The following is a 20,337-nucleotide window of genomic DNA, read 5'->3' as shown; positions in this document are numbered from 1 at the left end:
CCCCTCTCGCGCTGCTATTCCTTGATGACGCCGTGGCCGCCGAACTCTTCGCGCAACGCGGCGAGCAATTTCTCGCCGAAGGTGCCTTCGCCCTTGTCAGCGCGCGAGCGGAAGCGCGTGAACAGCGCCATGGTGATTATCGGCATCGAGATGTTCTTATCGATTGCGTCCTGCACCGCCCAGCGGCCCTCGCCCGAATCCTCGACGTAGCCCCTGATTTGCTTGAGGCCCGGATCCTTTTCCAGCGCGTCGGCCGTAAGCTCCAGGAGCCATGATCGCACGACGCTGCCCTGTCCCCACAGGTTTGCGATCTTCGGCAAGTCGAGCTTGTACTCCGACTTGTGCATCGCCTCGAAACCCTCCGCATACGCCTGCATCAGCCCGTACTCGATGCCGTTGTGGACCATCTTCACGTAATGGCCTGCGCCGTGGCCGCCGACGTGGTCGTAGCCGCCGGGAGGAGCGAGCGTTTTGAAAATCGGCTCGTAGCGCCTGAAGATGTCCACCTCGCCGCCGATCATCAGGCAGTAGCCAAGCTTGAGTCCCCAGATGCCGCCGCTGGTGCCGGCATCCACCAGATGCAGCTTCATGCCGGCGAGTACGGCAGCGCGGCGGACGTCATCGTGGAAGTTGGTGTTGCCGCCGTCGATGATCGCGTCGCCAGGCTCGAGCAATTCGGCCAGTTGGTTAATCGTGCTGTCGGTGGGATCGCCCGCCGGCACCATCACCCACACGCCCCGCGGCGGCGCGAGTCTGGCGACCAGATCTTTGAGCGAATTGACGCCGTCGGCGCCGAACGTTGAAACTTCTTTGAGTTTCGCATCGTCGAGATCGAAGGCGACAATCTGGTGGTTGTCGCGCCGCAGCCGCTCGACCATGTTCATGCCCATTTTGCCGAGACCAACGAATCCGATTTCCATCGTGCTTCCTCTTGGCAGATGACGACGCGATCCGGATTTGCGGTCAGGCGGCGGGAACCGGGAAAGGATTTCCCCGCGCACGCCTCGGCATTTGATTATCCGGCGCTCGACCTAAGCTATTCCAACCCCGGCGATTGTTCAAAGACCGCGCCTCGAACCGCGCGGCTAACGGGATTTGATGTCGTCTTCGAGCATCAGATTGCGCAAGTCCTGGCGCTGGAAGATCGCCGCCACCGAGCGCGTCAGTGCGACCGACGATACCTGCCCCGGCTCGTCGTAGATACCGGCTTCATCCTCGGGACCGAGACCGAACGACCCCACCGGCGGATCGTAGTAGGTATCGTTAGCGCTCCCGGTCCAGAACGGGACGCTGAACGGCGGCTTGTAGATCGAGACGTCGAGAGCAAAATCGGCTGTAGTCCGCCAGACAGGGCCGTACCGGCCGTTGGCGGCGCGGTGCTTTTTTACCCAGCATCGCCGAAGCTTGCTCTCGAGCACATACTCGGCGGTGTTCTTGACGCCAGGCTTGTAGGCGACATCAGTGGACGACGAAGCGTTCAAACCCGCCTCATCGGCCGAGCGCCCGATCGCTTGCTGCAGGATCGGGCCGAGCGGCGGGCTGTACAGGCGTTCCGTAATGTTGCCGGATTGATCGGTGATTACTCCTATCGCCGGATTGCCATTGAGCGGCGCGCTGTCGGCGGTCGCATCGCGCGCATCGGCCGGCATCAGGATCAGGATGGTCTTTCTGGGATAGCTGTTTTGGTATCCCTTGACTTGGTACGGGTAGTACTCGAGCGTCTGGACCGAGGTCGTAGCGGGCGCACCGCCGCCGACGGTCGCACATCCCGGGAGCATCGAGGTGACGGTCGAAACGATCGTGACGAGGAGCGCGATTCGGCAGGTGTGCAGGCTCCCCACGATCAGGCTTCGCCTCTTATCGATTCGCCGCCTGGGCCCGCTCGCGGAAGAGAAACAGCGTGCCGCCCACCTCTAGCCGGTCGCCGCTCTTGAGTGCATAACGGCCCGCCACGGGATGTCGATTCACGAATATCTGGCCGCCGGTCGGACTGATGATGAAATTCTTGCCCTCGCGCCGGATGATCGCATGATTGCCGAGCACTGTTTGATCGCCGAACAGTCCGATGTCGCTCTCCTCGGCGCGGCCGATAATCGTCACGCCCTTGAGCAGGGGATATTCGCGGCCCTCGCGCGCGTTGCGGCTCTGGCTGCGCACGACCATCAGCCAGCCGCGCTTGAGCAGCTCGGTGACCAGTCCGATGAAGAATCCGATCAGCGCGCCGAGGATGATGATCGCGATCGCTCGTCCGAACGCTTGCGGAAACGTGCTCGTCAGGCTCTGGTAAAAAAATCCGCCGAGCGCTCCGCCGAGCAGACCGCCTATAGCGCCATTTCGCCGCCGCGCCGCGGATCCCGACGCCGATCCGACGCCGAGTCCGACCGCGATTCCGAGCACGCCCCATCCCAGAATTCGGCCATTGAGACCGCCCAGGATGTCGAAGGCAAATTCGCCGACGATCAATCCCAGCGCTCCGCCCGCCGCACCGATAGCTCCGCCGATCACGAATCTGCGCGCCGCCTGGCGCAACTGGCCTACGCTGAGCGTTTCGATCGAGGCGAGAAACGCGCTGATTAGTGCGCCGATCAGCGCACCGAACAGGATATCGCGGCCATAAACCCAGCGGATGCCGAGAATTGGCTCTGACAGCCCCCAGGCGGCCAAGCCGCCAAGCGCGCCGGCGGCCGCATAGAAGAGAAGTTTTTCGCGGGAAACATTACTCGCCATGATGTACTCCCAGCATTGCGCGTGCTGGGGGCAGGTTCAAGCGCAAATCCGTCAAAGCGATGTCGATCGTGATGTGCGACCAGTTCTAACAAGGCCGCGCCCGCCAACGGCGGGCGGCCTTAATACTGGGTGCAGGGCTCAGCCCTGCGGTGCAGGGGTCACCCCTGCTCAGTTCGCCTGGGCGGTCCAGGTGCCGCGCTCTCCCGACGGCGTCGATTCGAAATGGCCGCTGATCTGATCGCTCCGGCGCTGCCCTTCGAAGTAATACGTCTCGATGCCGTATTCGACCGAAAAACTCAAAAGGGTCCCGCGGACGTATCCATCGATCGGCGCCATTCCAAAGCGTGACTGATGAATTACGAGCTCGCCGTGCAGGAAGTTGTTGGGCTGCGGACGCAGTCTAAGCTCCATCTCGGGATTGCCGCCGCTGCGAAGACCGCTGATGGTGCCGGTGGCGATCGTCGGCCCGAGCATGCTGCCCGAGGACGCCGAACTGCCACCCATCGAGCTGCCGATCGCGCCGTTGCCGCCCGGATACGTCGCGTATGGTCCGGCGGCGTCGGCGAGCACTTCGAATTTTTTCGCGCCGAAATATTGGCCGTTCAAATAAAAATTAACCGTGTAGATACCCGGCAGAAACGCGCCGCCGCGCGAGTTGCCGACGCGTCCGCTGAACGTCACCGTCTTCATACTGGGCGAGACGGGCTGAAAATCATTGACGCTGCCCAGCGTGCGGCCGTCCGGCCCGATGTACGCCGCATCGACGCGGTACTGGCCGGGCTCCAGCTTGTAGAGCCGGTTGTCGAACTTGGCCTCCCAGCCGACGAACAGCACCTTCGACACGGCGAAAGATTCGGTCGCGCCCGAGAGCGCGGTACCGGTCTTGGTGGTGTTGAGAAAGTCGATGCTGCGAAGCTGCAAGGGCTTGGCGCGGCGCTCATCGATCATCGCGAGCTTGCGCGCTTCTTCGTCGCGCTTGCGCTCCTCTTCTTTCGCCGCCGCCGCAGCCGCCGCCTCGCTCGCGGCCGCCGCGTTCCTCGCGCTCACGTCCTGGTTAACGATGAAGGCTTCCTGCGCGAGCATCTTGTCGTCCGAATAGAGCGCCACTTTGTAAGTGCCGGGCGCCTTGTCGGTCATCGTCGGCATCAACGCCACGCCGGTGAAGTCGGCGGTTTTCTGAGCGGGCCCGACAAAAATATTGGTGTCGCTGGACGCGATCTGAAGTCCGCTGGGATCGTAAAAGCGCGCCTCGACTTTTTCGTCGCGCCCTTCAAGCCCCGCGAGCAGGTTCTTGAAGGTTGCGGTCCACTTCAGGTAGCGCGCGTTGGTCAGATCGGTGTCGTTGAACTGCGCCTGCGGCGGCGCCAGCGCGGCGCCCTCGCGCGTCGAGAGCGCGAGCGTCATCTGCGAGAATTCGAGCGGATGCTCGCGGGCCTTGGCCAGCAACTCCTCATGCTTCCACGGCAGTCCGTCGAAAAGAGGCTTGAGTCCGAGCCGCAGCTGGAGTTCCGGGCTTGAATAAATGTACGTCCCGCCGAACGCCGCTCCCGCCAGCACCATCAGAAAAATCGCCAGACCGATCGAGCGGCTCAACCGGCTGCGCGGCTTGCGATAAACGATCGGTTCATCCTCGTAACCGAGCCGCTGGACCTGCGACAGGTCGCCGGTTCCGCTCGTCGAGCTCAGGCTACCGCTGTCGAGCGGAAGTCCGCGCCCGTAGAGCATCATGTCGCGAAATTCCTGGACGCGCCCGGGCCGCCCGTTTACTTCGTATGCAAGCGCCGCGTCGATGGCGCCGGCCAGGTTGCTCGACACGGCCGGGCGCAGCTCGTGAACCGGCGGGAAACTGAAGGGCGGAAACTTTTCAGGATCGCGGCCGGTCAGCACGTAATGCAACGTTGCGCCCAGCGAGTAGATGTCGCTGCGGGGATCGACCAGGCCCTGGTACTGCTCCGGCGGTGCGAAGCCGAGCGTGCCGATCATGGTGCCCTTGCGCGCCGCCTTGAACAGCCGCGCGATTCCAAAGTCCACCAACACGACCCGCCCTTTCGGATGGATCATCACGTTGGACGGCTTCATGTCGCGGTAGATTATCGGCGGCGCCAGCCCGTGCAGATACGCGAGCACGTCGCACAACTGGCGCGCGATATCGATCACCAGCCCCTCGGGCAGCGGCTCGCCCCGCGCAGCGAGTTCCTCCTCGAGGTTGCGTCCCTCGACGTACTCCATCACCAGGTAATGGCGGTTGGCGAGTTCGAAGCGGTCGGTGATCGCGGGAATCGCCTGATGTTTCAGTTGCGCGAGCGTGTCGGCTTCGCGCGCGAAATATTCGTTGGCCTCGATCCGCTGCGCCTGATCGATAAAGTGATCGACCATCTCCTTGATCGCGCATGGGCGGTTCGCCAGGCGCTGGTCGTGCGCCAGATAGACCATCCCCATCCCGCCGCCGCCGAGCAGTCGCTCGATTGCGTAGCGGCCCTGCAGCACGGTGCCGGGCTCGAGCGGTCCGGGCAGCGGCTGCGATGAATCTTTTGGCGAGGTGGACATCGTTAATCGCCGGCGCGTCGTTCGCACCTAGCTTGCATAGACTACGATCACGGAAATGTTGTCGGTACCCCCGCCGGCGTTTGCCGCGACGATCAATTCGCGCGCCGCGTCGAAGGGATCGGAATTGCGCCCCAGAATGTCATGGATCTGACGGTCATCGACGTGCGCCGTCAACCCGTCGCTGCAGAGCATCAGCTTGTCCCCGCGTTTCAGCCTGAGCGAGACCGCCTCCGCCCCCGCCGGTCCGCTCTGGCGCGCACCGAGCGAGCGCGTGATCACGTTCTTGTGCTCGTGCGTGTGCGCTTCCTCGGCAGTTATCTGCCCGATTTCGACCAGCCGCTGCACCAGTGAGTGATCCTTTGTGACCTGGCGAAGCGTCGCGCCTTCCATCAGATATCCGCGGCTGTCCCCGACCCAGGCCACGGCCGCATCCGGTGGCGCGACCAACGCGCACACGCCCGTGGAACCCATTCCGCGAGACTCCGGATGGCTGGCCACATATTCGATAATCCTGGAATTTGCTTCCTCGAGCGCGGCTGTCAGCAGCTCCGCACCGTTGGTAGCATCGCCACCTGCGCCCTCGAGCCGGGATTCAATGTAACTCCGGATCGTTTGGACGGCAATTGCAGAAGCGACTTCGCCCGCCTCCGCGCCGCCCATCCCGTCGGCAACGACATACAAATGGCTCTGCGCCGGATCGATCATCGACTCGCGCGTATACTCGACCGCCAGCACCGAGTCTTCGTTATGCTCGCGCACGCGGCCTACATCGGTCATCGCGGCCGCGCGCAGCCGGATCGCGCCACCCAGCGCGATCAGCTCGGCCTTGAACTCGTCGATGGTGGGCCAGCGGTCGGCGGGACTGAAAGCGATCGCGCGGCGGATCGCATTCTCCAGCCGCGGTGTAACGACATGCGGCGGATAGAACTGAACCTGACCCGCCTCTTCGCGCCAGCTCTCGCTCGGAATCCTTGCGCCCGTGAGCCACGTGTAGAGGATCGCGCCGGCGGAAAAAATATCCGCGCGCTTGTCCACCTTTTTGCCGCGATAGATCTCCGGCGCCGTGTAGCCGTCGTTGAAAATTGGCTCACCCTGAAGCTCATTGTCGTTGCTGACGTAGTCCAGGCCCGTGAGCTTGAGCCGGCCGTCGGGGGCAACGGAAACCGATTCCGGGCAGATGTCGTTCAGCCGCAGAGCCCGGCGATGCACAAACGAAATCGCCTGGCAGACCTGGATGGCTGCCGCGATCGCCTCCGTCTCGGTCATTTTCCCGCAACCGCGCAGAAGCCCCTTGAGTTCCTCGTCGGCGTAAACCAGGTACACGCGGCCCTTTTCAGCAAACCCTTCGGTCGCGCGCTGAAAGGCGGGATGGTTGATCGTCTGTGACAAGGCGAGCACGCGTCCGAAGACTTCACCGAGATCCTCGCCGCTCGCCGCCGCCGCATCCTCGTGCGCCCCGTCGTCGCTCTCGGGATTGGGTTGAGCTTCGGTTGCGATTGCCGCGATCGCTGCTTCGGTCGCTTCATCCGCGGATGAATTCGCCGCGCCCCCGGCCATCACGGTGGAAGCGGGACTTGGATCGGCGCTGAAATCGGCCGCCGACTGGACGCCTTCCCCCGACGCGTTCGCGCTCGCCGACTCTCCCGCCCGCGAACTCGAGGCGTGCAGCTGCGGCGGCGGCGCGGTCCCGTTGGCTTGCGCAACCGCCGGTCTGAGTTCCGCGGTTTTGGCGCTCGGGGCATTGGGATCCTCGGGACGCGGCGCGGGCGGCGCCGCCGGATGCGGAGCTTCATCGACAACTTCTGCCGATTCTGCCGACGGTTGCGGGCCGAGGCGCTCGCGCAATGCGATCGATTCCGTTTTGCCGTCCCGGATGCGTTTTGCGCGATAGCGATTTTCGATCGACGTCTGACCCGTTAACCCGACTATCTCGATCCCGCCCTTCAAAGACGTTCCCGCCGTCAGCGGCGTCGGCCGCGTCGGCGACTGCGATGCGGATGCGGCCGCCTTGGACAGCCCTTGGCCGCATCGATCGCAGAACTTGGCGCCGTCCAATGCCTCTTGGCCGCATTCGGGACAGGTGATCATGCGCAGCTAGCCCCTCCGAAACTGCAGTATAGCACTACCAAGCACCACCTGGTCGCGATCTTTTAACTTGTAGAGCTGGTCGCGCCCCAACCGGCCGCGCCCCGCGATGTACGTGCCGTTAAGGCTGCCGAGATCGCGGATGAAGTAGTCTGCCCCGCGCAGGACTATCTCGGCATGGCGCCGCGAGACGCGATCCCCTCCGTGCGCGAGCTTCTTCAGATCGATGTCGAGTTTGTCGGCGGCGTCCTGCGATCGCCCGATCAAAGTGCGCATCCCAAAAATGCCGAACTCGATTTCTTCGCTGCGCGAGACCAGCCGCGCCGGCGCGGCGGATACATCGGCGCCGTTGGCATTATGGTCTCCGAACAATCCGCCGGAACCTGGGCCGGTCGAAATTGGCGGCGAATAATTGCGCGACCCGGTCCGCGATTTCGTGTCAGCCGGCTCCGATTCGCTCGTCGCTTCTCTCCGCGGCGCGTACGACGACGCGGCCGCAGACGGTTTCAGTTCTCTGGTCTTGGCCGTCGATGACGGGCTCGGCGCAGCGCTCGGCGCCATCGCGGACAGCCGCGCCTTGAGCCGCCGCTCGATCAGGCTGCGCGCCTTGCCGGTGAGTTCGATCGCTTTTCTGATTTGCGGCGCGACGATCTTTGCCGCCGTGCCGATGCCCGCGGCGGCGCCGATCTTGGTATTTTCTCCGACCGGCTCGTTCAGCACGATCGTCGGCATCGTGGACGCCGGCGCAGCCGGCCTTGATACCGCCGACTTCCACGGTGTCGAGCGCGACCGCGCGGGCGCCCGCGCGGGTGGCGACGCCGGCGCATTCGAATCTGAATTGTTCAGCACAACGGTTGATAGCTGGGAACTCGGGCTCGGCGCGCCCGCCGGTCCCCCGCTGGCATCCAATCGCCCCGACCGGCTCTCGGGTAGCGGCTCGGGCAGCTCGCGCCGCATCTCCTTTGCCGACGCGGGCCGCTTGGTCATGTCCTGCTCGAGCGCACGCATCACGGCGTCTGCGGTCTTGACCGAAATTTCAGGCGCCAGCGCGCGCAGCGGCGGAAAGCTGAACGGCGGCTCGAGCTGCGGATCGCGGCCAGTCAGCAGATGATGCATCGTGGCGGCCAGCGAGTAGATATCCGAGCGCGGCTCGACCTTGCCCATGTACTGCTCGGGCGGCGCGTAGCCGACCGAGCCGATTTGCGTGCCGCGTCCGCCCGGTGGCAGGAAGCGCGCGATTCCGAAATCGATCAGCATCGCGCGGCCATCCTTGTCGATCATGATATTGCCCGGCTTCAGATCGCGATAAATTATCGGCGGCTTCTGCCCGTGCAGAAAATCGAGCACGTCGAGCATCTGGCGCGCCCACCTCAGCACCTTGTCCTCGGCGACTTTGCCCTTGGGCCCCAGCTTGTCGAGCACGTGCTGCAAATCGCCGCCCGCGACGAATTCCATCACCAGGTAATGGCGCGAGTTCTCGGCGAAATGATCGATCAACGTTGGGATGCCCGGATGCGACAGCCGCGCGAGCACATTGGCCTCGCGCGTGAAGTCCTCGATCGCTTTTTTCTCCTGGATACCGTCGCCGACGACCATCTCCTTGACCGCGACCGGCCGGTTCGCCAGGCGCGTGTCGTTGGACAGGTACACGCGTCCCATCCCGCCGACGCCGAGCACCTTCTTGACGCGATAACGACCGTCGAGAAGATGGCCCTCGGTGAGTGCCTCGCCCGCATTCATGGCGATTGTCTATGACCCTCTTCAACTTCCGCGCACTTGGCGTACGTCCGGGCGCGACTGGAGGGGATGGCGGTCAAGATATCGTTTCTACCACCAGCTTGAGGAACGTTTTCCCGATGATCACCTCGTCGCCCGACTTGAGCTCGACCGGACTGCCCGGCGAGAGGCGCGGCTGACGATTCACGTAGGTGCCGTTGAGACTGCCGATGTCCTCGATCGTGATCTTGCCGCCGTCGATTCGAATCAACGCATGCTTGCGCGAGATCTTGGCTTCGGGATCGTCGGCGTCGAGATCCACTTCCGGAAATGATCCCGTCTCGGGATCCCATCTGCCCACCAGGTTGTTGCCCTCTTCGAGCGGAAATTCCTGGCCCTTGCGTCCACCGCGAACCAACGACAGCTTCGCCTTGAACGGCGCGCCTGCGGCAGCCGCGGTTGGAGCTGGCGACGCGCTCTCGGGCGCGGCCTCCGGCTTGATCTCACCGGTGGGCGCTTCCGACTTGGGCACTTCGGCAGTCGGAGCCTCCACCCCGGCCGCGGCCGCAGGCGCCGCGTTCGCGTCGCTACTTTCAGCAGGGGCTGCGGCGGGAGCTGCTTCAGGAGCCGCAGCGGCAGGAGCTGCAGCAGGAGCAGCCGCAGCGGCGGCGGCGAGCTTCGCGCCGCATCCGTCACAGTAATCAAGTCCGTCCATGTTTTCGTAGCCGCATTCGCCGCATTTGATCATGGTCTAAGCCCTCGCAGGTGAGTTCGAAGTATCCGTCCTGTGCCGTTCACCAAAAAAATTCACTTTTTCACTTTCTTGACTTTCACTCGATACACTAATCGGACTTCTGAAAATCCTTCAACGCTTCCGGATCGAGCATCTGGGTCTTGCGCACCACCGCCTGCGCTTGCAGCAGGGTGGTCTTGGCCGCCTTGGTCTGCAGCGTCTGGGTCTTCTTGATCTGATCCAGCAAGCCCGCGAGCGCCTGCGTCGCCTTGACGTTGCCCATCCGCTGCGTGCCTTGCAGCGCGTTGCCGAGCAGGCGAGTCGCGCGATCGACGTTGCCCGCCTTCAACTCCTCTTCGGCCTTCGCCTGCAGCTTCGCAATCGAAACCTGGTCCACCAGGTTCATCACGCGGCCGTTGCGCTTGCTGGTTAGCGTGCGATCGAGCGTGTAATCGACGGCGAGATCGCAGGCGACGGTGGATTCGGCGCCGCCCGGCACTTCGTAATGGAACGTGCTCTGCAAAATTCTGACCTGCCCCGGCTTGCGCGGCGGCAGCACCAGCGTCAGCAGCACGGAACCGGGCACGCCCGCCTGCAAGTCGCCTATCTCGTAGCCGATTTTGCGATCCTCGCCGACCAGCGGAGTGCCGAGCACGTAAATCTCCGGCGAGGCGCGAAAAGCCTCGCGCACCTGCACGCCCTGCGACAGCGTCACCTCGATTCGCCCGTTGCGCAAACTCACCGAGCGCAGTCCCTGCAGCTCGTCTTCGAAGATACCGGGAATCTCAGCCGGGTCGCCGATGAAATGATATTTGCCGTTGGAGTCCTGCGACAGGCGCTGCAAAAGTTTCTCGTTGAACTCGACGCCCACACCCATCGTCGAGAACGAAATCTGGTCGCGGTTTTTCTCGACCAGATCGATGCATGCGGTCTCTTCGTAGGTCTGGCCGTCGGTCAGCACCAGCACGCGATTGAGGCAATCGCCGCTCAGATTTTTCTTGACCTCGTCGATCGCCGCGCGCATCCCGAGCGCCATCTGCGTGCCGCCGCCGATTTCGAGCAGATCGATATCGTCGATCGCGCGTTTGATCGCGCTCTGATCCCGCGCCGCCTCGGGCGTGATGATCACCTTCGCCTTGTCGGCGAACGCGACTATCGAGACCTTGTCGTCGGCGGTCAGGTTGTCGGCCAGGAACTTGACCGCCTCGACGACGAATTCCAGCCGCCGCTCGTCGTACATCGAGCCCGAGCGATCTATTACCACGCCAAGGTTGAGCGGTACTCGCCCGCCGCCGCCCGCGCCCCGGGCCACCGCCTCGAGCAGCACGTAGAGAACAAAGTTTTCCGCGCTGGACAGCACATGCTCGCTGCTCGCCAGCGCCTCGAAGCTAAGCGGATCGGCCATTCGTCAATCTCCCGAGTTTAATTGTAGATTCAAGCTGCGAGCCTTCGCAACCGACCTATTAGAATACGAACCCGGTGCTGATAAACCAACCCCCCTCGGCCGCGATGCCGTAATTGTTAGGACGTTGCCCGGTTAATACCGATACAATGTTCTCAGGTGCACGGCCCGCGCCCCGCGCGCTGGATGCCGCCCTCGAAAAAGCGTAAGAGTAGGCGCCATGTCTTTAAGAGCTAAATGCGCTATCGCCGGGCTCGGCCAGACCCGGATGGGTAAAAACTTCGACCATCCCGGACCGATCGGCTTCGCCGCCGAGGCCGTCAATCTCGCCCTCGACGACGCCGGCCTCCAGCGCGCCGACGTCGACGGCCTGCTCGTCAACCCCGGAATCACCTGGTTGAACAATCCGATGGCTTCGTCGTCGCTCCAGCATGCGATGGGCCTGCGCGATTTGCGCCTGACCGCGACGATGAACCTCGGCGGCGCGACCGCCGCCGCGATGATCATGCATGCCGCGCAGGCTATTGACGCCGGCATGGCCGAGGTCGTCGCGTGCGTATTCGCCGACGCTCCCCTGCGTCCGCCCTCGCCCAACAAGGGCAGCGATGGCGGCTCGGCCGCTTTCTACGGCTTCGCCCAGGGTCTCGACGCGCACTACGGCCTGTTCGGCGTCAACGCCCATTATGCCTTCGTCGCCCAGCGCCATATGTATCGCTACGGGACCACCAACGATCATCTCGGCGCGGTCGCGGTGTCCGAGCGCAATTGGGCCAACCTGAATCCCGCCGCTCAGTTTCACGACACTCCCATGTCGATGGCCGATTATCATGCCTCGCGATGGGTGGTTGAGCCGTTCCATCTGTACGATTGCTGCCTGGTTTCCAACGGCGGTCTGGCGGTTATCGTAACCTCGGCCGAGCGCGCGAAGAATTTGAAGCGCCCGCCCGTCTATATATTAGGGATGGGGCAGGGTCATCCCGGTCGCGATCCGCTCGAAACGCTGCTCTCCGGCGCGCCGATCGCCAGGGATACCGCCTTCAAGATGGCGGGAATCAAGGTCGCCGACGTCAATTTCTGCGAACTCTACGACTGCTATACTTTTACGGTGCTCGTCACGCTCGAGGATTACGGCTTTTGCAAAAAAGGCGAAAGCGGCCCGTTCGTTGCCGGCGGCGCTATCGGTCCTGGCGGCTCGCTCCCCGTCAATACCGGCGGCGGTCAGCTCAGTTCCTTCTATATGTGGGGGATGACTCCGGTCGCAGAGGCAATCGTGCAGATACGTGGTGATGGGGGGCGGCGCCAGGCGCCAAAACACGACGTTGGACTTGTTTCCGGCAACGGCGGTATCCTTGCTACTCATTCCACCCTCGTATTGGGATCGCAGCCATAAGAATAGCCGCGGAGCGCGCTGTCATTGCTTGTGGTGTGATGTAGCGTGTTTCAATCATTCCAGCCGCCAATTCGTCTAAACCGATAAGTAGAATTGCGATGCCAGAATTCAGCAAACCCATCCCCGCCATCACCCCCGAGATGCGCGAGTTTTTCGACGGCGCGCGCGCCGGACGCCTGATGGTCCAAAAATGCGACGGTTGCGGGAAGCTCCGGTTCCCCGCCGAGGATCTTTGCTCCAAGTGCAACTCGACTGCCTCGCGATGGGTCCCGGTCAGCGGACGCGGTGAAATCTTCAGCTTCAATATCATGCATCAGGTCTATCACCCGGGCTTCGCCGGCAAGGTTCCCTACGCCGTCGTCGTCGTCGAGCTCGAGGAGGGATGCAAATTCGTGTCGAACCTGCTCGGCGTCGAGCCGCATGACATCAAGTGCGGGATGCCGGTCGAGGTGACGTTCGAAAAGCTCAGCGATGAAGTATCGATGCCTAAATTCCGGCTCCGCGCCGCGAAATAATCCGGCTCGACTGAATTCATCAAGGAATCAGGATTAACGACATTGCCGCTCGATCAAAAATATTTCCAGCGTCTCATCGAGAGCTCGCCGGACATCATAATTGCCGTCGATAAAAGCGGCATTGTCACCTATTACAACGACGGCGCGCGAACCAGCCTCGGCTACAGCTCGCAGGAGATCATCGGCCAGAACTGCACCCACATCTATCCGTCGATCGAAGAAGCGCGCCGCGTGATGAAAGCGCTGCGCGAGTCGACCGAGACGGGCCGAATCGCCGGCTTCGAGACCGAGTTCCGCAACAAGGCCGGCGAACTCATCCCGGTCATGATCTCCGGCGCGCTCATCTACAACGCCGAGGGCCTCGAAGTCGGAACGATCGGCTTCGCCCGCGACATCCGGCGCATGCGCCGTGCGCAGCAACTCGCAACCGCCGGCGAAATCGCGGTCAGCCTCGCCCACGAGATCAACAATCCGCTCGAATCGATCACCAACAATATCGAACTGCTCTCGCAACGCTTCGAGACGCGGCTCAGCGAACCCGAAAAAGTTGTCGAGAACGAACGCCTCAACTCAATTCGAAATTCCATCGAGCGCGTGCAGGCCATCGTGCGCCGCCTCGACGAGGTGGCCCGCAAGGGCGAGTACGAGACGCGCGACTACCTGGCCGGAAAGCGGATGGCCGATCTTGCCCCGCGCGAAGATGCAAACGTGCAGGCGCGCCCCGATGACGCGCCGCATCTGACCGAACAATCTCCCTTGAGAGGGATGTCGGTGCTGGTGCTCGACGACGATAGCGCCGTCGTCAATTCGCTCGCCGACCTGCTGCGCGCCGAAAAATGTATCGTCCATTGCGCCACGCGTCCGTCGGCCGCCTTTGGAATCCTGCGCAACGTCAAGCTCGACGCGGTTATCTCCGACGTCGTGATGCCCGAGATGGACGGCTACGATTTCTATCTCAAGGTCAAGGAAGAGATGCCGCAGTTGCCGGTAATCCTCATGACCGCCTACTACTACGACAAGGATCACATCCTGAAGCGCTCGCGCCTGCGCGGTCTCGAGGGCGCGCTGTTCAAGAAGCCGGTCAATCCCGGCATGTTGCGCGCGATGCTCACGCAGTTGCGCCAGAAGGCGGCTCAGGAGAAGGCGGAAGCAAAAGCCGCGGCGATAGCTGCCAAAGCCGCCGCCGAATCCGCGCCGGCCCCCAAGCCCATCCCACAATCCTGATCTTTACCTCGGAACCGGGATCCCTGGCGCGTCACTGCGCGAGCGTGATCCCAAACGGACCGCTGGCGGTCGATATCGACTTACCCGCGCATAGCTGGATCGTGCACGTGCTGCCTTCAATAATTGCCTGCCCGACGGTGTTGTTCGAAAAGTTCGTGGTGTAAACGAACATGTTCAGCGGATCCACCACCAACCCCGTGGCCCCGCTGTAGCCCGTCACCAGGGCCGGCGGCGTGGTCAGGGTTAAGTCGGTGACAATGAACGACGAGATCGAGTCACCGCTGGAGTTGGCCGTGAACAGGTACCCTCCCCCGATTCCGATTCCCACCGGCCCGTCGGTTGCGCTGCTGTTCGGGAAGTAGGCATAGGGTGTAAGTGCGCCCGGAACCGCCGCGCCCGTCGGGGCGATCGAAAACGACGATACGTCGCCGTTCCCCTGATCCGCGATGAACAGTGCATCGCCCCCCGAATCGATTGCGATCCCGAAAGCCGCATTCGCGGTAGTGTCCAAACTATGCTGCGGCGCAGAGTTCTGCGAGAGCACCCCGGTGGGTGGTGTCGTGGTGGTGTCATAATTGAACGCGTAGACATTCCCAGTCGCCGAATCCGACACGTACAGCACATTCAGCGTCGGATGCACCGCGATACCGAAGGGAGTTTGCAATCCTCCGCCTGAGGTCGTGCTGGTCGCCGGGAAAATGATCTGTCCCGAAAGGTCTCCCGAAGTGTTAACCTGGTAGCTCTTAATCGTCCCTGCCTTGCCCGTCACCCACAGCAACGATCCGTCGGAATTGATCGCAAGTTCATCGGGTTGGGTCCCAGTGCCGTTGCTCCCGGACGCCAGCTTCGTCAGCGTCCCGTCAGAATTGATCGAGTACTCGTAGATATTGTCGTCGTTGATATTCGCGACGTACAGATAGCTGCCGTCGGGCGACGCGACCACGCCTCGCGGCCCGCGAGGCGCGCCCGCAGACACCGGCTTCCCGTTCGACGTGAGCACGCCGGTCGTGGTGTCGCGGGTGAACGCCGACACCTCGCCGACACCGAAGTTGGTCACGAACGCAAACGTTCCCGTACCAGTCGTCGGAGTGGCAGTCGGAGAGCCGGAACCGGAACCGGCCGACGACAGCAGTCCTGAGCCTCCGCATGACAACGCATTAAGCGTCACCGCGATAATCATAACGGCGGGAATCAGCCGAACGACGTTCTTGAGCGCAGTTCGCCTGGAGAACGATAGTCCGATGCCTTGCTCTGTCGCCATTCGAGCCCCTTCCCGGCGGTCCGGTCCAAATCTTACCGCGTGTTAATTATCATAAATAATACGCCGCATCGAATCGAAAGGTTTCGGCCCCTGCAAACCTCGCCATCCTTGTCCTTCTGATTTTTGACTCGCCCGAGGCAGCGCACCGCCGTCAAGCGTTACGAATTCATGCTCGTGTCGGTGCCGATGAATCTGGAGGGCGGCATCGCCTCGCCCCCCCAACGCGGTCGCAATCAAGTAAGCGCGCAGCCGCGAGTCACCTTGCCGAGCGCGCGGTCGCGGCGATCGCGATGCGCACCGCATTCTCCATCGTCGCAAGCGCCATGCTGGGCAGGCTCCGATGCCGCCCGGCCTGGCGCGCCTCATACGGCAGATGGATGAATCCCACCGGGAGATCGGGCTTGCGCCGCGTCCCGCTATTTGCGCCGCGGATGCTCTATCGGCAGGTCGTCGCGGTTTCCCCATTCCGCCCACGACCCGAGATAATTTCTCACCTTCGTGTAGCCCGCAATCTTGAGCGCGATGTAGGCATGCGCGGCGCGGTATCCGCCCTGGCAGTACGTCACTACCTCGGCAGCGGGATCGAGGCCGATGGCTTCGAACTGCGCGCGCAGCTCGGCGGGCGATTTCACGGTTCCATCGGCCGCGAGCGCGGCGCTCCAGTCCTGATGGAACGCGCCCGGAATCGCGCCGCCATGTTTCGCACGCACGCGTTCGCCGAAGTATTCCTCATCGCTGCGAACGTCGAAGATTTGCACGTCGGGACGCCCGATTCGGTCAAGCAGATGGGTATATGTCGCGAGAATTTCCGCCCGCGGACTCGGCCCGAAGTCCGTGGCGGCGAACTTGTCAACCTTGGTTGTCAACGTTTCACCGGCCGCCGCCTTGAGTCCGCCGTCGAGCATCCGGGCCTTTGGATGTCCCGCGTATTCGAGCGCCCACTGGCCTCGCGCCGCGCGCATTCCGGATTCATTCTCGTAAAACACGACGGTCTTGCGGCCGGTGATTCCGAGCGCCGAAAATATCCACTGGAGCTGCGCGCCGAACTCCGCGATGCCGCGCTCGGACGTATCAGTATGATGAAACGGGAAAGGATCGAAGTGTCGCGCGCCGCTTAGATGTCCGGCGTGAAAATCCTTGACGGGTCGCGTATCGACAAGGATCAGACTGGTGTCATCGCGATGCTCGCGCAGCCATCGCGCATCGACGATCAACTCTGTTTTGTCCTCGGCGCTGGCAGTTTTTTCCTGGTTCAAATCGCCTCCGCCACACAGGGACCTATCTGTCGATTCCGACCGCTTCGCTAATAGAACGAAATCCGCCCCGACGGAGCAAGCCCGCCAGTCCCGATTTCATTCTGATGACCAGGCCGGGGCCCTCATAGACGAGCGCGGTGTAAAGCTCGACGAGCGAGGCGCCGGCGCGGATGTGCAACCACGCATCCTCGGCGCGGGCGATTCCTCCGACGCCGATGATCGGGATTTTCCCGTTGGTGTGCGTATAGATGTCGCGGATCACCTCGCGCGCGCGAATCAGGATCGGACGGCCGCTGAGTCCGCCCGGGTGCGGCGACGAGACGCCGACGGCCTCGCGAGCGACGGTAGTGTTGCCCGCGACGATTCCGTCCACGCCCAGCGCGAGCGCGGTTTCGCAAATTCGAAACAGCTCATTGCGTTCCAGGTCGGGCGAGATTTTCACCAGCACGGGCGGCGGGTGTGGCAACTTGCCGGTATGCTCGCGTATCGCCGCGAAAAGCTCGCTCATCTTCCTCGGCGATTGCCAGTTGCGCAGCCCGGGCGTATTCGGCGAGCTCAAGTTGATAACGATGAAATCGGCCAGCGGCCCGAGCCGTTCCATCAGGGCAGTGTAGTCAGCGGCAATCCCCTCGGGCGGCGTGTCGCTGTTCGGCCCGAAGTTGAGCGCGAGAGGAATCAAAATCCCGGCCTTGCGAATCCGCTCGATTCGCGGTGCGACCGCCTCCATCCCTTCGCTGGGAAACCCGAGCCGGTTGATAAGCGCGCGGCGTGCGGGCACGCGCCATAGCCGCGGTATTTCATTTCCCGCCTGCGGGCGCGGCGTAATCGTTCCCAACTCTGCAAAGCCGAATCCGAGCGTCACCCACCCGTGGACCGCGACGGCGTCCTTGTCCATCCCGGCCGCCAGCCCAATCGGGTTTGGGAAATCGATTCCCCACAGCTTGGTTCCGAGCTCGGGCCTGTCCCGCGGCGCCTGAAGAGCCGGCAACGCCGCAAGCATCCGCAGTGTCATCCGATGCGCACGCTCGGCATCGCGGGCAAACAGGTATCGCTTCAGGAAGTGCCGATAGATGGCGTCGATTATCGAAACGGCGGACATGGCGGCTTTAAACAGGCAATCTCGCAGTTTGGCGCGACTAGCGCAATCGAAACGTGTTGTGGATTAAGAGCAAAAGCGCCTGATGCAGTCGCACCGCGACGTGGAATAAGATTAGAAAGGAGTGGTGGCGTCAAGCGCCCGGCCATTTGAGGGAAGGGGATCGCGTGGAAAATCAGGCAAAAATGCAAGTCAAGTTGATCGACTACGCCCAGCAGCCGCTCGAAAAACTCTACGCGGCGTTTCGCACCTGCTATTCCTCCGACACGCCAATCGAAGTCTGGGACAAGATCAAATCCGAGAAAATTACCCACCAGAAGATTCGCGAGTTCATCATCGAGCGGCTGAAGACCGGCCACGCTTCTCCGCTGGAACAAATCGTTTTCTGGTTCGGAATCGCGAACGTCTCGCGCTCGCTGTCGCATCAGTTCGTCCGCCATCGGATCGGAATCAGCTTCGAGCAGCAGAGTCAGCGCTATGTGAAATTCAAGCGGGACAAGCTCGCCTTCGTGCTGCCGGATTCGTGGTCGCGCGCGGGGCTGGAGAGTGAATTCTCCGATTTGCTTTCCAAGACGTCCGAACTCTACACGAAGGCGCTGAAAGCCGGGATTCCAGCCGAGGATGCGCGCTTCGTGCTGCCCAACGCCGCGCCGACGAATTTTCACGTGATGGTAAATTTCGCCGAGATGCTGCACATTTGCGATCTGCGCCTGTGCGTGCGCGCGCAGTGGGAAATCCGCCGGATGGTCGCGATGATGCGCGCAGAAATCAAGCGCGTGCTGCCGGAAATCGGCGTATTCCTGCAGCCCAAGTGCGGCGAGAATCGCATGGGCTATTGCGACGAGTCGCTCGACGAATGGCAGAAGTGCCCGCTGGGCAAGGTGCGGCCGCATAAATCGAGCCTGTTCGATCTTTACGAGCGTTACGGCTCGCGCAAGGCGCAGGCGCTGGGCGAGGCCGAGTATCGCGCGGTCGAGGAAAAAGAGCAGTTGTAGTTTTCCAGGTTCCAGTGAGTGACTATTCCCCACCGGCATCGTTAGGCGATGCGATCGCGGCATTCAATCGGGGTGCGTATTTCGAGGCGGCCGAGATGTTCGAGACGGCGTCGCACGCGGCCGGCAACGACAACGATCTGCAGGCGCTCATCGTCGCTTTCAATCAGATCGCCGCGGCGCTCCATCTGCGCTTCGAACGCGGCGGACGGCAGGCGTCGATCAATTTGATGTCGCAGGCGATGCTCGCGCTCGACGACATGAAGCCCGCGCGCGGCGGAGTTGACGTCGAGCGGCTGTGCGTGGAGCTGGCGGCCTACACCGAAGAGGTGCGTGCGACTCCGCGCGACGAGCGCGACGGCCTCAAGCATCGCGCGCGGATTTTTCTGGAGCGCCGCCGCGCCCCGAAGATCAATCGCCGCTGAAGGCAGGCGAAGACACGAAGTGGGCGCTTCCGAGCGCAGCGTCGTAGGCGCCCCGAGGCGGAGCGGACGCGGAGTCGAGGGAAATTGAAGATGATGCTGACGCGCGAACAGATCTCCGACGGCCTCAAGCGCGCCCGCTACGTCACCAACGAGCGCGTCGAGACGGCGATCTTCCTGGCGCTCGCGCTCGAAAAGCCGCTCCTGATAGAGGGTCCCGCCGGCGCGGGCAAGACCGAAGTCGCCAAGGTGATCGCGGAAATCCTCCACACCGAGCTCATCCGGCTCCAATGTTACGAAGGACTCGACGAGGCGCGCGCGCTGTACGAATGGAACTATCAGAAACAACTTTTGCGCATGCAGGCCGGCGAGCAGCAGGGGCTGCGATGGGAGGAACTGAGCGAGCACATCTTCTCGCGCGACTACCTGCTCGAGCGTCCGCTGCTCAAGGCGATCACCGCGCCGAGCCGGGTCGTGTTGTTGATCGACGAGATCGACAAAGCCGACGAGGAGTTCGAGGCCTTTCTGCTGGAATTGCTTTCCGACTTCCAGATAACTGTTTCCGAACTGGGAACGTTGAAGGCCCACGAACGGCCGGCGGTGATTTTGACATCGAATCGCGCGCGCGAACTGTCGGAGGCGCTGCGCCGCCGATGCCTGCATTTGTTCATCGATTTTCCGGGCGCCGAGCAGGAGCGAAAAATCATCGAGCTCAAGGTGCCCGAGCTCGACGCGAAGCTGGCGGCCGAGGCGGCGCGTTTTGTCAGCGCGATCCGCAAACTCGGACTTCGCAAGCCCCCGTCGATTGCGGAGACCCTGGACTGGGCGCACGCGCTGGTGCGCCTGGGCGTGCGCGAACTGGATACCGACGCGGTGCGCACGGCGCTGGGCGTGCTGCTCAAGCACGAGGACGATCGCGCCAAGGTCGAGTCGAAAGCCTCGGCGCTCGCGCCGCGTACGCGATGAATCCG

18 protein-coding genes are annotated in these 20,337 nt (G+C 62.7%); 6 read left to right on the top strand and 12 right to left on the bottom strand.

Annotated elements, in window-relative coordinates; translation table 11 throughout:
* Positions 1–14: 14 nt before the first annotated feature.
* From gnd to ABR989_RS09195, 8 genes are all read right to left on the bottom strand, one after another.
* The gene (gene gnd / locus ABR989_RS09230) at positions 15–920 is read right to left on the bottom strand and encodes a phosphogluconate dehydrogenase (NAD(+)-dependent, decarboxylating) (RefSeq protein ID WP_428127783.1); all 906 of its coding nucleotides are present in this window, start codon (positions 918–920) and stop codon (positions 15–17) included.
* A 165-nt stretch (positions 921–1,085) separates the two neighbouring features.
* On the bottom strand, positions 1,086–1,841 hold the full coding sequence (locus ABR989_RS09225; RefSeq protein WP_428127782.1) for a hypothetical protein: 756 nt from the start codon (positions 1,839–1,841) through the stop codon (positions 1,086–1,088).
* A gap of 16 nt (positions 1,842–1,857) precedes the next feature.
* Positions 1,858–2,727, bottom strand: coding sequence for an FHA domain-containing protein (locus ABR989_RS09220; protein WP_428127780.1), 870 nt, complete (start codon positions 2,725–2,727; stop codon positions 1,858–1,860).
* Positions 2,728–2,895: 168 nt separating this feature from the next.
* Positions 2,896–5,274 (bottom strand): serine/threonine-protein kinase, encoded by a 2,379-nt coding sequence (locus ABR989_RS09215; RefSeq protein WP_428127778.1) that lies wholly within the window; start codon positions 5,272–5,274, stop codon positions 2,896–2,898.
* A 27-nt stretch (positions 5,275–5,301) separates the two neighbouring features.
* Entirely contained in the window at positions 5,302–7,362 is a 2,061-nt protein-coding gene (locus ABR989_RS09210; RefSeq protein WP_428127776.1) for a Stp1/IreP family PP2C-type Ser/Thr phosphatase, read from the bottom strand.
* 6 nt (positions 7,363–7,368) lie between these two features.
* Positions 7,369–9,099, bottom strand: a complete 1,731-nt coding sequence (locus ABR989_RS09205) for a protein kinase domain-containing protein (protein ID WP_428127775.1) — start codon at positions 9,097–9,099, stop codon at positions 7,369–7,371.
* A gap of 73 nt (positions 9,100–9,172) precedes the next feature.
* Positions 9,173–9,823 carry an FHA domain-containing protein gene (locus ABR989_RS09200; protein ID WP_428127773.1) on the bottom strand — a complete coding sequence of 217 codons (651 nt, stop codon included), beginning with the start codon at positions 9,821–9,823 and terminating at the stop codon, positions 9,173–9,175.
* Positions 9,824–9,917: 94 nt separating this feature from the next.
* Positions 9,918–11,213, bottom strand: coding sequence for a vWA domain-containing protein (locus ABR989_RS09195; RefSeq protein WP_428127772.1), 1,296 nt, complete (start codon positions 11,211–11,213; stop codon positions 9,918–9,920).
* 217 nt (positions 11,214–11,430) lie between these two features.
* On the opposite strand from ABR989_RS09195, the gene ABR989_RS09190 reads away from it, so the two are divergent.
* The 3 genes from ABR989_RS09190 to ABR989_RS09180 all read left to right on the top strand — a co-directional run bounded on the left by ABR989_RS09190 (position 11,431) and on the right by ABR989_RS09180 (position 14,339).
* The gene (locus ABR989_RS09190) at positions 11,431–12,600 is read left to right on the top strand and encodes a thiolase family protein (protein WP_428127770.1); all 1,170 of its coding nucleotides are present in this window, start codon (positions 11,431–11,433) and stop codon (positions 12,598–12,600) included.
* A 98-nt stretch (positions 12,601–12,698) separates the two neighbouring features.
* On the top strand, positions 12,699–13,115 hold the full coding sequence (locus ABR989_RS09185; protein WP_428127768.1) for a Zn-ribbon domain-containing OB-fold protein: 417 nt from the start codon (positions 12,699–12,701) through the stop codon (positions 13,113–13,115).
* 42 nt (positions 13,116–13,157) lie between these two features.
* Complete coding sequence (locus tag ABR989_RS09180) at positions 13,158–14,339, top strand: ATP-binding response regulator (protein WP_428127766.1); 1,182 nt, start codon at positions 13,158–13,160, stop codon at positions 14,337–14,339.
* A 31-nt stretch (positions 14,340–14,370) separates the two neighbouring features.
* Here ABR989_RS09180 and ABR989_RS09175 read toward each other — a convergent pair whose 3' ends face one another.
* The 4 genes from ABR989_RS09175 to ABR989_RS09160 all read right to left on the bottom strand — a co-directional run bounded on the left by ABR989_RS09175 (position 14,371) and on the right by ABR989_RS09160 (position 17,955).
* Complete coding sequence (locus ABR989_RS09175; protein ID WP_428127765.1) at positions 14,371–15,600, bottom strand: lactonase family protein; 1,230 nt, start codon at positions 15,598–15,600, stop codon at positions 14,371–14,373.
* 256 nt (positions 15,601–15,856) lie between these two features.
* Positions 15,857–16,033, bottom strand: coding sequence for a pyroglutamyl-peptidase I family protein (locus ABR989_RS09170; RefSeq protein WP_428127958.1), 177 nt, complete (start codon positions 16,031–16,033; stop codon positions 15,857–15,859).
* Positions 16,017–16,856, bottom strand: a complete 840-nt coding sequence (locus tag ABR989_RS09165) for a sulfurtransferase (RefSeq protein WP_428127763.1) — start codon at positions 16,854–16,856, stop codon at positions 16,017–16,019. Before ABR989_RS09165 ends, ABR989_RS09170 begins: the two co-directional genes overlap by 17 nt.
* Before the next feature lie 22 nt (positions 16,857–16,878).
* Complete coding sequence (locus tag ABR989_RS09160) at positions 16,879–17,955, bottom strand: quinone-dependent dihydroorotate dehydrogenase (protein WP_428127762.1); 1,077 nt, start codon at positions 17,953–17,955, stop codon at positions 16,879–16,881.
* Between the two features lie 182 nt (positions 17,956–18,137).
* Between ABR989_RS09160 and thyX the strand changes: the two genes are divergently transcribed.
* The 3 genes from thyX (at position 18,138) to ABR989_RS09145 (ending at position 20,332) form a co-directional block, all read left to right on the top strand.
* Positions 18,138–18,947, top strand: a complete 810-nt coding sequence (gene thyX, locus ABR989_RS09155; protein WP_428127761.1) for an FAD-dependent thymidylate synthase — start codon at positions 18,138–18,140, stop codon at positions 18,945–18,947.
* A gap of 14 nt (positions 18,948–18,961) precedes the next feature.
* The gene (locus ABR989_RS09150; protein ID WP_428127759.1) at positions 18,962–19,369 is read left to right on the top strand and encodes a DUF309 domain-containing protein; all 408 of its coding nucleotides are present in this window, start codon (positions 18,962–18,964) and stop codon (positions 19,367–19,369) included.
* A gap of 90 nt (positions 19,370–19,459) precedes the next feature.
* A complete protein-coding gene (locus ABR989_RS09145; RefSeq protein ID WP_428127757.1) occupies positions 19,460–20,332 on the top strand; it encodes an AAA family ATPase in 873 nt (290 codons plus the stop codon).
* Positions 20,333–20,337 lie beyond the last annotated feature (5 nt).

The sequence above is a fragment of the Binatus soli (SeqCode) genome (assembly GCF_050015535.1).
Classification (GTDB): domain Bacteria; phylum Desulfobacterota; class Binatia; order Binatales; family Binataceae; genus Binatus; species Binatus soli.
The sequence above is the reverse complement of the archived record's forward strand: the minus strand, read 5'-3'. Positions and strand labels throughout refer to the sequence as shown.